This is a genomic window from Denitratimonas tolerans (assembly GCF_037203605.1).
Lineage (GTDB): Bacteria > Pseudomonadota > Gammaproteobacteria > Xanthomonadales > Xanthomonadaceae > Denitratimonas > Denitratimonas tolerans.
The window spans coordinates 1-13,703 of the sequence record NZ_JBBDHC010000007.1; the positions used below are offsets into that span (position 1 = coordinate 1).

The 13,703-nt window shown below is 69.5% G+C and carries 12 protein-coding genes; 7 read left to right on the forward strand and 5 right to left on the reverse strand.

All coding sequences use genetic code 11. The features are described from left to right. From WB794_RS06125 to rhlB, 4 genes are all read right to left on the reverse strand, one after another. The coding region (locus tag WB794_RS06125) for a GspE/PulE family protein (RefSeq protein WP_337334966.1) at nucleotides 1–893 on the reverse strand (893 nt) is incomplete at its 3' end. Beyond that, entirely contained in the window at nucleotides 886–2,946 is a 2,061-nt protein-coding gene (gspD, locus tag WB794_RS06130; protein ID WP_337334967.1) for a type II secretion system secretin GspD, read from the reverse strand. The genes gspD and WB794_RS06125, both read right to left, overlap by 8 nt. Nucleotides 2,947–2,989: 43 nt before the next feature. Further along, nucleotides 2,990–3,901, reverse strand: a complete 912-nt coding sequence (locus WB794_RS06135) for a type II secretion system protein N (protein ID WP_337334968.1) — start codon at nucleotides 3,899–3,901, stop codon at nucleotides 2,990–2,992. A gap of 96 nt (nucleotides 3,902–3,997) precedes the next feature. After that, nucleotides 3,998–5,758, reverse strand: a complete 1,761-nt coding sequence (gene rhlB / locus WB794_RS06140) for an ATP-dependent RNA helicase RhlB (RefSeq protein ID WP_337334969.1) — start codon at nucleotides 5,756–5,758, stop codon at nucleotides 3,998–4,000. A 305-nt stretch (nucleotides 5,759–6,063) separates the two neighbouring features. On the opposite strand from rhlB, the gene trxA reads away from it, so the two are divergent. From trxA to trpC, 7 genes are all read left to right on the forward strand, one after another. Then, on the forward strand, nucleotides 6,064–6,390 hold the full coding sequence (gene trxA, locus WB794_RS06145; RefSeq protein WP_337334970.1) for a thioredoxin TrxA: 327 nt from the start codon (nucleotides 6,064–6,066) through the stop codon (nucleotides 6,388–6,390). Nucleotides 6,391–6,588: 198 nt separating this feature from the next. Beyond that, nucleotides 6,589–8,196 carry a transcription termination factor Rho gene (rho, locus tag WB794_RS06150; RefSeq protein ID WP_415926652.1) on the forward strand — a complete coding sequence of 536 codons (1,608 nt, stop codon included), beginning with the start codon at nucleotides 6,589–6,591 and terminating at the stop codon, nucleotides 8,194–8,196. Between the two features lie 144 nt (nucleotides 8,197–8,340). Beyond that, nucleotides 8,341–8,856, forward strand: coding sequence for a 3-hydroxyacyl-[acyl-carrier-protein] dehydratase FabA (gene fabA, locus WB794_RS06155; protein ID WP_337334971.1), 516 nt, complete (start codon nucleotides 8,341–8,343; stop codon nucleotides 8,854–8,856). Next, on the forward strand, nucleotides 8,856–10,064 hold the full coding sequence (gene fabB / locus WB794_RS06160) for a beta-ketoacyl-ACP synthase I (protein WP_337334972.1): 1,209 nt from the start codon (nucleotides 8,856–8,858) through the stop codon (nucleotides 10,062–10,064). Before fabA ends, fabB begins: the two co-directional genes overlap by 1 nt. Before the next feature lie 116 nt (nucleotides 10,065–10,180). Further along, nucleotides 10,181–10,522 carry a YegP family protein gene (locus WB794_RS06165; protein ID WP_337334973.1) on the forward strand — a complete coding sequence of 114 codons (342 nt, stop codon included), beginning with the start codon at nucleotides 10,181–10,183 and terminating at the stop codon, nucleotides 10,520–10,522. Between the two features lie 353 nt (nucleotides 10,523–10,875). Then, nucleotides 10,876–11,916, forward strand: a complete 1,041-nt coding sequence (gene trpD, locus WB794_RS06170; protein ID WP_337334974.1) for an anthranilate phosphoribosyltransferase — start codon at nucleotides 10,876–10,878, stop codon at nucleotides 11,914–11,916. Further along, nucleotides 11,913–12,713, forward strand: coding sequence for an indole-3-glycerol phosphate synthase TrpC (trpC, locus tag WB794_RS06175; RefSeq protein ID WP_337334975.1), 801 nt, complete (start codon nucleotides 11,913–11,915; stop codon nucleotides 12,711–12,713). Before trpD ends, trpC begins: the two co-directional genes overlap by 4 nt. A gap of 126 nt (nucleotides 12,714–12,839) precedes the next feature. On the opposite strand, the gene crp is transcribed toward trpC, so the two are convergent. Continuing rightward, complete coding sequence (gene crp, locus WB794_RS06180; protein ID WP_415926653.1) at nucleotides 12,840–13,547, reverse strand: cAMP-activated global transcriptional regulator CRP; 708 nt, start codon at nucleotides 13,545–13,547, stop codon at nucleotides 12,840–12,842. Nucleotides 13,548–13,703 lie beyond the last annotated feature (156 nt).

Sequence of the window (13,703 nt, forward strand, 5' to 3'; positions counted from 1 at the left end):
TTGACCTGGGTCTGGCCGACGCCGTCGAGGTAATACTCGATCGGGTCTTCGACGGTGAGGATGTTGCGGGTGGCGTCGTTCAAGCGCGTCAGCGCGGCGTACAGCGTGGTGGTCTTGCCCGAGCCGGTGGGGCCGGTGACCAGCAGGATGCCGTGCGGGCGATGGATGAGCTGATCGATGCGCTGCGCGGTGGTGTCGTCCATGCCGAGCTGCGAGAGATCGAGCCGACCGGCCTGTTTGTCGAGCAGGCGCAGCACGACGCGCTCGCCGTGTCCGGCGGGAATGGTGGAAACACGCACATCGACCGGGCGCCCGGCGATGCGCAGGCCGATGCGGCCATCCTGCGGCAGGCGCTTTTCCGCGATGTCGAGCTTGGCCATGACCTTGATGCGGCTGACCACGGGCGCGGCGACGGCCTTCTTCGGCGCGAGCACTTCGCGCAGCACGCCGTCGACGCGGAAGCGCACCACCAGGCGGTTCTCGAAGGGTTCGATGTGGATGTCCGAGGCGTTCTCGCGCACCGCTTCGGTCAAGAGCGCGTTGATCAGCCGGATGATCGGCGCGTCGTCGTCGCTTTCGAGAAGGTCGGTGGGTTCGGGCAGGGCATCGGCGATCTGGTTGAGGTCGAGCGCGCCGTCCACGTCGGCGGCGGCGCTCAGGGCGTCGTCGGAGCCGCCTTCGTAAAGCGAGCGCAGGAGGCGCTCGTAGGCGTCGGTGTCGAGCCGTTCGAGCCGCAGCGGTCGGCGCGCGAGCCGGCGCAGTTCCGCCAGCACTTCGGGCCTGATGCCGGGGCGACAGGCCACGCGCGCGGCGTCGGGCTCGAACGCGACGATGGTGGCACCGTGGCGTCGGGCGAAACCGAAGCCGGGCCGCGCGGGCGCGATGTCAGTCACGCGGCTGCGCCTCGTCCGGCAGCGCCGGGTCGAGCGGCGGCGGATGGCGGAACAGGTCGCCGGGGCGCGCGTCTTCCAGCGCCGGCAGGAGCGGCTGGTTGTCGCCGCGGTAGCGCAGCTCCTTGTTCTCGCGCATGCGCAGCTGCTCGGCGCGCAGGAAGTTGTACTTCTCGCTGGAAACCGCGGCCTCGGTGATCGCATCGCGCAGGATGATCGGGCGCAGGAAGATCATCAGGTTGCGCTTGCTGCGGGTGGCGGCGCGGCTCTTGAACAGGTGCCCGAGCACGGGAATGCGGCTGATGCCGGGCACGCCCTGCTTGCTCTCGCTGGTTTCCTCCTGCTTGAGGCCGCCGAGCACCAGCAGGCCGCCGTCGGGCACCAGCACGCTGGTGGACAGCTCGCGCTTGTTGGTGACGAGGTCCACCGCGCCGGCCACGGTGCTGGCCAGGGCCGAGACTTCCTGCTTGATCTCCAGCCGCACCGCGTCGCCCTCGTTGATGTGCGGGGTGACGGTGAGGATCAGGCCCACGTCCTTGCGCTCCACCGTCTGGAACGGGTTGGTCGGCTGGTTGCCGGCGGTGCCGGTGTTGGTGTACTGGCCGGTGAGGAAGGGGACTTCCTGCACCACCTTGAACTGCGCCTCGGTGTTGTCGAGCGTGACCACGGACGGGTTCGAGAGCACGTTGGCGCGGCCATCGCCGCGCAGCGCCTTCACCAGCGCGCCGACCTGGAACAGCGTCATGGTGCCGCCCTTGCCGTCGGGGACCTCCACCCGGCCGCCGACCCAGCCCATGTTGAGGCCACCACTACCGCTCAATGCACTGATCGGATTGGCCATCGCACCGAGAATGCCGACAGCTCCACCGGCACCGGGGAAGTTGGTGCCGCCAATGTAACCACGCTCGCCGTCGAAATTGGTGCTCTGCCACTGCACGCCGAGCTCGTCGGCGAGCTCATCGGTGACCTCGGCGATGACCGCTTCCACCATCACCTGGGCGCGGCGCACGTCGAGCTGGCGGATCACCGCGGCCAGGTCGCGGAACACGGCCGGCGCGGCGGTGATGATGAGGGCGTTGGTTTCGCCGTGGGCCTGGATGGTGGCGGCCTTGCCCTTGTCGCCGTCGGCGCTTTGGCGGGTCAGGGTGCCGGCCACGCTCTCGAGGATCACCGCGATATCCTCGGCGCGGGCGTAGTTGAGATACACGACCTGGGTGTTCTCGCCGCCGTCCAGCGGCGTGTCCAGGTGCGCGATCAGGGTGCGCAGGCGCAGGCGGCCGGCGCGGTCGCCGGAAAGCAGGATGGAGTTGGTGCGCTCGTCGGCAATGAGCTTGGCTCCCGTCGCCGCACCCGGCGCGGCGGCACCGCCTTCCAGTGCGGTCAGGGTGCGCCCGACCTCGGCGGCGCTGGCGTGGCGCAGCGGGATCACTTCGACCTCGGCATCCGAGGCGGTGTCCATGCGCGCGATCAGCTCCATCAGCCGCGCCACGTTGCCGGCGCGGTCGCTGATCAGGATCGAGTTGCTGGACGGGTTGGCGGTGAAGGTGGCCTGCTGCGGCGCGAGCGGGCGCAGCAGCTTGACCACGTCATCGGCCGCGACGTGCTTGAGCGCGATCAGGCGGGTGACCAGCGCGTCCGGCCCGCCGCCGCCGTTGCCCACGCTGCCGTCCTGCGCGGCCACCGCGTCGGGCACGATCTTGATCATGCTGCCGGCCGACACCGCGGCGAAGCCGTGCACGCGCAGCACCGAGAGGAAGGTCTCGTAGATTTCCGCCGGCGTCTGCGGCTTGGACGAAATCACCGTGACGCGGCCTTCCACGCGCGGATCGACGATGAAGCTCTTGCCGGTGATCTCGCTCACCGTCTGCACCAGCACCGCGATGTCGGCGGCCTTGAGGTTGAGGGTGTGGCGGCCATCGTTCGACGCCGGTGCCGTCACCCCGGCGCTGCTGCCATCGGCGGGAACCACGCCCGGCGGCGTCTGGGCAGCCAGCGGCAGCGCCGCGAGCAGCAGGACAGGGAGGGCGATGGCGCGGATGGGGCGGAGTCGAAGCATGGGGAGAGTGTCCGTGGCGTGGATTCGGCGAGGGTGGCGTGGTTCAGAGCCCGAGCTGGAGCCGGACGGGTTTGCCGTCGCGTTCGACTTCGATCTGCACCGAGCGCGCGTCGCGCAGCGCCGAGAGCAGTTCCATCTGGCGCGCGGGTCCGTCGAGCGGGATGCCGTTGACCGCGGTGACCACGTCGGTGGGGCGCAGGCCGGCGCGCGAAAGCAGGTCCGAGTCGCGCCCGACGCCCAGGCGCACGCCCTGCATGCGGCCGTTGGCGAAGACCGGGAACACCTGCACCTGCTTGGCCAGCTCCTGCACGTTGGGCAGGTTGGCGGCGCGGTAGGTTTCCATGTCCGGCATGCCCGGCGCGATGACGGGAGCAAAGGCACCGGGCGCGAGCGGCGGGTTCGCGGTGCCGGGCAGGCGCGTGCGCGCGGCGGTGCCGCCGGAGGAGACCGCCGGGCTGAGCGAGTCGTCGGTGATGCGCAGGCTGAGGGTCTCGCTGACGCCGCCGCGCGACAGCACGATCTGTCCGGCGAGGATCTGCTCAAGACGCGCATCGCCCGGCAGCGCGTCGCCCACCCGGTAGGCGCGATCGACGCCCTGTTCGTCGGCGATGATGGCGATGCCGCCGTCCGGACGGTTCTCGTTGAAGGTGCCGCGCAGCACCAGCTTGAGCGCGGTTTCCTGCAGCTGGGCCTGGGCGGCGATGGCGCGGTTCATGTCGGCCTGGGCATCACCGAACAGGTGCCACTTCGCCACCTCGCCCCGGGCCGCCGTGGTTGCGGAGGCGGCGGCCGGGACGTCGACCGGGGACGCCGGCGGCGACTCGACGCCGGCCAGCAGCAGCCACAGCAGCGCCACCGCCTGCCAGACGCACAGCGCCAGCGCCACCGCGAGCGCCAGCCGCGCCGGCCAGGGCGAACTGTGCAGGGAACGGGGCAGGGTCAGCGCGTCAAGCACGGCAAGGGATCGCGTCGGGGGAGCCGACGCACTGTAGCAAACCGTCGCGCCGGAAGCGCGCGACGCGCGCGCTCCGGGCAGGGTACCGCGCGCGCTTCAGTGCCGTGCGGGCGGGCGGTTGAAGAAGCGGCCCACGCGCTTCTTGAGGCGCGCCAGCAGGGATTCGGGCGAGCCGTTCGCCGGCGTGGCCGGAGCCGGCTGCTTGTCCGCAGGGGCGACGCGGTCGCCGTGCAGCAGCCGCGCCTCGACCCGCTCGCGCGCCTCGCGCTGGCGGCGCCCGCCGCGGCGACGGCGCTTTTTCGCCTCGGTGGCCTCGCTCGAGGCGACCTGCTCGCCGGCACGGATCGATCCGGGTTCCGGTGCCGCGGCACCGTTGCCCTGCGCCTGTGCCTGTGCTGGAGCCGACGCCTCGTCCTCACGCGGGCGCGGAGGGCGCGAGCGCGAGCGGCTGCCCTCCGCGCGCGGCGGACGTTCGCCGCGTTCGCCACCCGGTCGCGGGCCGGATCCGGCGCCGCGTTCGCGGCGCTGGCGCGAGCCGGAGCCCGATCCGCCCGGACGCGCGCCGGCCTTTTCCGCGGCCTTCTGCTCGCGCACCTCGCGGAAGATTTCGCCGATGCTGTCTTCATCGCCTTCATCCGCGTCTTCCGACGCGACAGACGGTGCGCGCGCGGGGCGCGGCAGGGCGGTCATCAGCTCCGGGGTCACCTGGCCTACCGGGATCTTCTGCTCGATGAAGGCCTCGATGTCCGGCAGGCCCATCGCGTACATCTCGCAGGCGAAGCTGATCGCATCGCCTTCTTCGCCCAGGCGCGCGGTGCGCCCGATGCGGTGCACGTAGTCCTCGGCATCGAAGGGCAGATCGTAGTTGTAGACGTACTTGACCCCGTCGATATGCAGGCCGCGCGCCGCCACGTCCGTGGCCACCAGGATTTCGAGCTGACCGGCCTGGAAGCGGCGCAGGAGGCTCTCGCGCTTCTTCTGCGGCACGTCGCCCGAGAGCACGCCGACGCGGTAGCCGGCCTTTTCCAGCGCCCGCGCCACGCGCTCGACGAACACCTTGGTGTTGACGAAGACCATGGTGCGCGCACCCTCGCTGCGCGAGAGCAGGCCCAGCAGCAGCGGCAGCTTTTCCTCGTTGGAGGGGAAATACACGGTCTGGCGCACCCGGGCGGCGGTGATCGATTCAGTTTCCACCACCAGCTTTTCCGGCTCGTTCATGTGCTCGTAGGCCAGCTCCAGCACGCGATGGCTCAAGGTGGCCGAGAACAGCATGGTCTGGCGCGTGGTGCGCGCGGGCATGCGCCGCAGCAGGAAGCGGATGTCCTTGATGAAGCCGAGGTCGAACATGCGGTCGGCTTCGTCGAGCACGCAGATTTCGCAGGCGTGCAGCGACACGACCTTGTGCTGGCGCACGTAGTCGATCAGGCGGCCGGGCGTGGCGATGATGACGTCGGCACCTTCCTGCAGGGTGGCGCGCTGCTTGTCGTAATCCACGCCGCCGTAGATCAGCGCAAAGCGCAGCCCCAGGTCGGAGCCGAACTTGAGCGCGTCCTTGTGGATCTGGATGGCCAGTTCGCGCGTGGGTGCCAGGATCAGGGCGCGCGGATCCTCGGGCTTGCGCTCGGCCAGTGCGGGACGGGTCAGCAGGCGGTTCACCACGGCGACCAGGAAGGCCAGGGTCTTGCCGGTGCCGGTCTGGGCCTGCCCGGCCACGTCGCGCCCGGCCAGCGCCACGGGCAGGGTCATGGCCTGGATCGGCGTGCAGCGGGTGAAGCCGGCGTTGTCCAGGCCGGCCAGCACGGCGGGTGCCAGCGGCAGGCTGGAGAAGGGGATGTCGGTCAGCGGGTTGTCGCTCATGGGATTCCGGAAGTGGGGCGGTCTGGCCGCCGGGTGGAATGACGCTGCCGCGGTCGAATGACGCGGCCTGCGCGAAGGATCGGGTTTGCGGGACGGAAAAGCTGCCGCGGGCGTCGGGAGGCGACGGCACGGCGCGTCGCCTGCCTGGCCACCGATGACGATGTTGCACGCATCGCGGGCTTGCCGCCAAACTGCGTCGTCCGCCGCGATTCGGCGTCGCCCGAACCTTGAAACGGCGGCAGTGACCCCCCAAGTGTAGCGGATCAGGCGGCCGCCGGCGCGCCAACGTCCCGCAGGAGCAATAGATGAGCGACAACGTGATCCACGTCGGCGAGGCCGACTTCGAAGCCCAGGTTCTGCAATCGGAGCTGCCGGTACTGGTGGATTTCTGGGCCGAATGGTGTGGGCCGTGTCGGATGATCGGACCGATCGTCGACGAGCTGGCCGACAGCCATGCCGGCAAGGTGAAGGTGGTGAAGGTCAATGTGGATCAGAACCAGCGGATCGCCGCCAACTATCAGGTGCGCGGCATCCCGATGCTGCTGATGTTCAAGAACGGCAAGGTGGAAGCCACCCAGGTCGGTGCCGTGGGCAAGGCCCAGCTCACCCAGTTCGTCGACAGCGTTGTCTGAGATTCCCGCCGCCGCCGCCGGCGCAGCTGCCGGCGGCCTGGCCCGCCGCCTGCGGATGAACGCCGCAATGCGGCACGTCTTTACCTCGCGGCCCGCGCGGTGTAACGTGCAGGCCATCTGCCGGTGCGATTCCGCGCTGCTTCCGCTCTGATCCGTCCCATTCCTGGACCCACTCGCACTTTCAGCGAGACACTTCCCGTGCAAGAAAACGACAACGACACCCCGGTCGCCGCCGCGCCCGCTCCGGTGCACGCCGAGCGTGCCCAACCCCATCCTGCGCCTGCGCCCGCCGAGGCCAGCCCCGCAACGCCTGCCGCCGAAGGCGGCGTCGCCGCGCCGGCAGTAGGTGCCGCGCAAGGCGAAGCCGGCAGCAAGTCCGGCAACCGCAATCGCCACCGCGACCGCCGCGATCGCCGCCGTGGACGCGGCGAGCGCGACAACCGCGACAGCCGCGCCGCGCGCGACCTGCCCGATGACGACGATGGCGAGGATGCGATGCCCGAGCCGCAGCGCGCGCCGCTCGCGCTGCCGCCGGATTTTCCGACCTACAGCCTGGCCGACCTCAAGAAGATGCCGGCGCACAAGCTGCTCGACATCGCCGACCAGCTCGGCATCGGCGAGAGCGTGGCGCGCCTGCGCAAGCAGGACGTCACCTTCGCCCTGCTCAAGATGCTCACCCGCCACGGCGACGGCGTGGCCGCCGACGGCGTGCTGGAGATCCTGCCCGACGGCTTCGGCTTCCTGCGCTCGGCCGACGCCAGCTACCTCGCCGGCCCGGACGACACCTACATCTCGCCCAGCCAGATCCGCCGCTTCAACCTGCGCACCGGCGACTTCCTCACCGGCCGCATCCGCTATCCCAAGGACGGCGAACGCTACTTCGCGCTGGCCATGGTCGACACGATCAACGGCGAGCCGCCTGAAGCCTCGAAGAACAAGGTGCTGTTCGAGAACCTCACGCCGCTGTTCCCGCGCGAGCGCTTCCACCTGGAGCGCGGCAACGGCTCGTCCGAGGACATCACCGGCCGCATCCTGGATCTCGTCGCCCCGATCGGGCGCGGCCAGCGCGGCCTGATCGTCTCCCAGCCCAAGGCCGGCAAGACGATGCTGATGCAGAATGTGGCCCAGGCCATCATGCACAACCATCCGGACGTGCACCTGATCGTGCTGCTGATCGACGAGCGCCCGGAAGAAGTCACCGAAATGCAGCGCAGCGTGCGCGGCGAAGTGGTGTCCTCCACCTTCGACGAGCCCGCCGCGCGCCATGTGCAGGTGGCTGAAATGGTGATCGAGCGGGCCAAGCGCCTGGTCGAACACAAGCGCGACGTGGTGATCCTGCTCGACTCCATTACCCGCCTGGCGCGCGCCTACAACACCGTGGTGCCCAGCTCCGGCAAGGTGCTCACCGGCGGCGTCGATGCCAACGCCCTGCAGCGTCCCAAGCGCTTCTTCGGCGCGGCGCGCAAGGCCGAGGAAGGCGGTTCGCTGACGATCCTGGCCACCGCGCTGATCGACACCGGCTCCAAGATGGACGAGGTGATCTACGAGGAGTTCAAGGGCACCGGCAACATGGAGATACACCTGGACCGCCGCATCGCCGAGAAGCGCGTGTATCCGGCGATCAACATCAACCGCTCCGGCACCCGCCGCGAAGAGCTGCTGATCGAACCCGATTACCTCCAGAAGATCTGGATCCTGCGCAAGCTGCTGCATCCGATGGACGAGTTGGCGGCGATGGAGTTCCTGCTCGACAAGATGAAGAACACCAAGACCAACGAGGAGTTCTTCAACTTCATGAAGCGCTGATGCGCCTCGGAAGGCGGCCGCCGCTGCGGCCGCCTTTCGCGCCCGGGCGGACCATGGCGACACACTCCGGCCGGGTCCAGGCAATACTTGCGGGCTCCGGCCAGGGCCGGTGCCGCACCGGCTTTCCGTTCCAGAGAGATCCCGATGTCCCAGCTTTCCTCGCTTGACCGCGACCAGCTCCTCGCCTGCGGACGCGGCGAAATGTTCGGCCCCGGCAATGCGCGCCTGCCGCTGCCGCCGATGCTGATGTTCGACCGCATCACCCATATCGCCGCCGCCGGTGGCGAGCACGGCAAGGGCGTGATCGAGGCCGAGCTCGACATCCGCCCGGACCTCTGGTTCTTCGGCTGCCACTTCGAGGGCGACCCGGTGATGCCCGGCTGCCTCGGTGTCGATGCCATGTGGCAGCTCGCCGGATTCTTCCTGCCCTGGCTGGGCGAACCCGGCCTCGGGCGCGCGCTGGGCGTGGGCGAAGTCAAGTTCACCGGCCAAGTGCTGCCCACGGCGAAAACGGTGCGCTATGTCATCGACATCAGCCGGGTGATCCGCAGTCGCCTCAAGCTGGTGGTTGCCGACGGCCGCACCTTCGTGGACGATCGCCTGATCTATACCGCCAAGGACCTGCGGGTCGGCCTGTTCAAGTCAACGGAGAGCTTCTGATGCGTCGCGTCGTCGTCACCGGCATGGGCCTGGTGTCCTGCTTGGGCAATGCCGCCCACAGTGTTTCGCGCGCCCTGCGCGATGGCATCAGCGGCATCTGCCACATTCCCGAATACGCCGAGCTGGGCCTGCGCAGCCAGGTGGCCGGGCAGCCCGTGATCGACCTGGTGGCCGAGATCGACCGCAAGCTCAAGCGCTTCATGGGCGATGCGGCCGCCTATGCCTATGTTTCCATGCGCGAGGCCATCGCCGACGCCGGACTCACGCTCGATCGCATCCGCCATCCGCGCATCGGCCTCATCGCCGGCTCCGGCGGCGGCTCGCCGCAGTGGCAGATCGAAACCGCCGACATTCTGCGCGACAAGGGCGTGCGCCGCATCGGTCCATACATGGTGCCGCGCACGATGTGCTCCACGGTCTCGGCCTCGCTCGCCACCGCCTTCGGCATCCTCGGGCTGAGCTATTCGATCGCGGCGGCCTGCGCCACCTCGGCGCACTGCATCGGTGCCGGTGCCGACCTCATCCGCCATGGCGCGCAGGACATCGTCTTCGCCGGCGGTGCCGAGGAGCTGCACTGGGGCATGACCTCGCAGTTCGACGCCATGGGCGCGCTCTCCACCGCCCGCAACGCCTCGCCCGAGACCGCTTCACGCCCTTACGACGCCTCGCGCGACGGTTTCGTCATCGCCGGCGGCGGCGGCATGCTGGTGCTGGAAGACTTCGAACATGCAAAGGCGCGCGGCGCGCGCATCCACGCCGAGCTGGTCGGCTACGGCGTCACCTCCGACGGTGCCGACATGGTGGCGCCGTCCGGCGAAGGCGCGGTGCGCTGCATGCAGATGGCGCTGGCCCAGGCGCAGATGCCGATCGATTACCTCAACACCCACGGCACCTCCACGCCGCTGGGCGACCTGGTGGAACTCGAGGCCGTGCGCAGCGCGTTCGGCAGCAGCGTGCCACCGATCTCCTCCACCAAGGCCCTCAGCGGCCATTCGCTCGGTGCCGCCAGCGTGCACGAGGCGATCTACAGCCTGCTGATGCTCAACGAAGGCTTCATGGCCGGCTCGGTCAACATCGACGCGCTCGATGAAGGTGCACGCGACATGCCGATCCTGCGCGAGACCCGCGACGCCCGGCTCAATGCGGTCATGTCCAACAGCTTCGGCTTCGGCGGCACCAACGCCAGCCTGGTGTTCGCCAAGGTTTGAGCGATCCGCGCCGCGCCGGGCGTTCGGCCGCTGCGACGTGCCGCGCCTTCGTGACCTGGTGAAACAATCAGGCTATCGTTGCCGCGCGCACTTGGCGCGAGACGAGGAGACAGGCGATGGCAGGCTGGTATGAACTGAGCAAAAGCAACGACGGACAGTTCCGCTTCGTACTCAAGGCCGGCAACGGCGAGGTCATTCTCACCAGCGAGCTGTATCGCGCTCGCGCGTCGGCCGAGAACGGCATCGCCTCGGTGCAGAAGAACAGTCCGGACGAAGCGCGCTACGAACTCAAGCAGGCTGCCAACGGCAAGACATTCTTCAATCTGCTGGCGGCCAACCACCAGGTGATCGGAACCAGCCAGATGTACGCGTCCGAAGCGAGCCGGGCAACCGGCGTGGCCTCGGTCCGCAACTGCGGGCCCACGGACAAGATCAAGGATCTGACTGCCTCGGCATGATTGACCCGGCGGCGGTCGTTCGCGACCGCCGTCGTCTCAGCCGGTGAGACGCGCGGCTGGCAGGCTCATGGCTCCGTCCTGCAAGGAGCCTGCCGTGTCCCGTTCCGACACCTTTGCCAAGATTCCCCTGGTCGATGCCGTGCTGGCGTACTGGCTGACGATCGGCGCGCTGGCGCTGGCCCTGATACCGCCGGCGCAGTGGCACGGCGCGTGGATCGGCTGGCTGCCGTTCTGGGCGGTGCTCGCCCCGGCAATGGCCCTGGCGCAGCGCTGCCTGCCGCGACTGGGGACGAGGGCGCGCAAGCGCCTACAATGCACGGCTCCCGTCCGTGCATTCATCCTCCCGCATCGCCATGACCATCACGCCCCAGGAAGCGCTCCAGCGCACCATCGAACACCGCGAAATCTTCCACGACGAAATGGTCGCGCTGATGCGCCAGATCATGCGCGGAGAAGTCTCGCCGGTGATGACCGCCGCGATCCTGTCGGGGCTGCGCGTGAAGAAGGAAACCGTCGGCGAGATCGCCGGTGCCGCGCAGGTGATGCGCGAGTTCGCCGCCACGGTCGAAGCGCCTGAGTCCGACCACTTCATCGACGTGGTGGGCACCGGCGGCGACGGTGCCCACACCTTCAACATTTCCACCGCCAGCATTTTCGTGGTGGCGGCGGCGGGCGCGAAGGTCGCCAAGCACGGCAACCGCAGCGTGTCCTCGAAATCCGGCAGCGCCGATGTGCTGGAGGTGCTCGGTGCCGCGATCGACCTGCAGCCCGCGCAGGTCGCGCAGTGCATCGCCGAGACCGGCGTCGGCTTCATGTTCGCGCCGATCCACCATCCGGCGATGAAGAACGTCGCGGCGGTGCGGCGCGAGATGGGCGTGCGCACCCTGTTCAACATCCTCGGCCCGCTCACCAATCCGGCCGGCGCGCCCAACATCCTCATGGGCGTGTTCCATCCCGACCTGGTCGGCATCCAGGTGCGCGTGCTGCAACGTCTGGGCGCACGCCGCGCGCTGGTGGTGTGGGGACGCGACGGCATGGACGAAATTTCGCTCGGTGCCGGCACCCTGGTCGGCGAACTGCGCGACGGTGCGGTGCGCGAGTACGAGATCCACCCGGAAGACTTCGGCATCGCCATGGCGGCGAGCCGCAACCTGCGGGTGGAAAACGCCGAAGAATCCCGCGCGATGCTGCTGGATGCGCTGGAGAACCGCGACGGCCTGCCGCGCGAGATCGTCGCGCTCAACGCCGGCGCGGCGCTGTACGCGGCCGACCGCGCGGCGTCGATCGCCGACGGTGTCGCACGCGCGCGCGAGGTCCTGGCCAGCGGCGCGGCGCGCGCGCGGCTGGATCGGTTCGTCGCGACGACGCGGCGGCTGAAGGGAGAAGGCGCATGAGCGACATCCTGGAAAAGATCCTTGCGCGCAAGCGCGAGGAAGTCGCCGCGCGCCGCGCTCAGGTGCCGCAGGCCGAACTGGCCGCACGCTGCGGCGACGCCGCGCCGGCGCGCGGTTTTGCCGCTGCGCTGGAGCGCAGGATCGCCGCCGGGGAGGCCGCGGTGATCGCCGAGGTGAAGAAGGCCAGCCCGTCGAAGGGCCTGATCCGGCCCGACTTCGATCCGGCGCGGATCGCGGCCAGCTACGAGGCCGGCGGTGCCGCCTGCCTTTCCGTGCTGACGGACGTGGATTTCTTCCAGGGCGAGGATGCGTACCTGCGCGCGGCGCGCGCGGCGTGTTCGCTGCCGGTGCTGCGCAAGGACTTCACCCTCGATGCCTACCAGGTACACGAGGCGCGCGCGCTGGGAGCCGACTGCATCCTCCTGATCGTGGCCGCGCTCGACGACGCGCGCCTGGCCGAACTGGCCGCGCTGGCGCGTTCGATCGGCCTCGACGTGCTGGTGGAAGTGCACGATGCCGCGGAGCTCGCGCGCGCGCTGGCGCTGCCGGCCGATGCGGGACTGCTGCTGGGCGTCAACAACCGCAACCTGCGCAGCTTCGAGGTCTCGCTCGACACCACGATCGCGCTGAAGGCGCACCTGCCTTCCGGTCGCCGGCTGGTCACCGAAAGCGGCATCCACACGCGCGAGGACGTGGCGAAGTTGCGTGAAGCGGGCGTCCACGCCTTCCTCGTCGGCGAGGCCTTCATGCGCGCCGCCGACCCGGGTTCCGAGTTGGCGCGCCTCTTCGCGCCCTGAGCGTGGCTGGAAAATCCGGACGCTGCGCCTGCTGCGACGCCCGGCCTGACCGGCGGCTCCCTCCGGCCAGGCCGGAGGGGCGCAACCGCGTGGTTGCGGACGGCTGAGGCTTCGCCCGCGTGCCGATCATGCCGCCGGCAGGCGGTCCATCAGCACCACGATGGTCTTGCCGCGGGCGCGCAGCATGCCGCGCTCCTCCAGCTGCTTGAGCACGCGCCCGGCCATCTCGCGCGAGCAGCCGACGATGCGCGCCAGCTCCTGCCGCGAGACGCGGATCTGGGTGCCTTCCGGATGGCTCATTGCATCGGGCTCGTGGCACAGGTCCAGGATGGTGTTGGCGATCCGGTTGGAGACATCCATGAAGGCCAGGCGGCTGGCCTTGCGCCCGGTGTGCAGCAGGCGGCGGGTGAGCTGGCTGCCGATCGCGAACAGCAGGCGCGGGCATTCTTCCCGCAGCAGCCCGCCGAACAGCGCGTGCAGGCGCTCGTAGCTGATTTCGGCCAGTTCGCAGGCGGTGCGGGTGCGCAGCACCACGTCGCGCTGCGGGGCGCTGATGAATACGCCGGTCTCGCCGACGAATTCGCCCGGATTGATGTAGGTGAGCACCAGTTCGCGGCCGTCCTCCTCCTCGCTGATGACGCTGAGCGAGCCGCTGATGACGTAGTACATCGTCGTGGCCGGGTCGCCCGGACGGAAGACGTCGGTGCGCGAGGCGTAGCGGCGGCGGTGGCAGTGCGCGAGGAAACGCTGGATGGTCTGCTCGGTGGGGGCCAGCGACTCGGGCCGCTGCGGGCGGCGGAGCGTGTCCTGAAGGGGGAAGTGACCGTTTGCCATGGGATGCACCGTGACGTGATTCACTTTCTAGCTTAACGCGAGCTGGCGGCCGATGGGCGATTTCCCGCCAATGTTTCCCGCCAAGGGCCGCCGCGCGGGACGGTCCGAGTCCCGGTTTCCGGCCGGGCACCGCATGCGGCAGTTCAATCCGCGCGC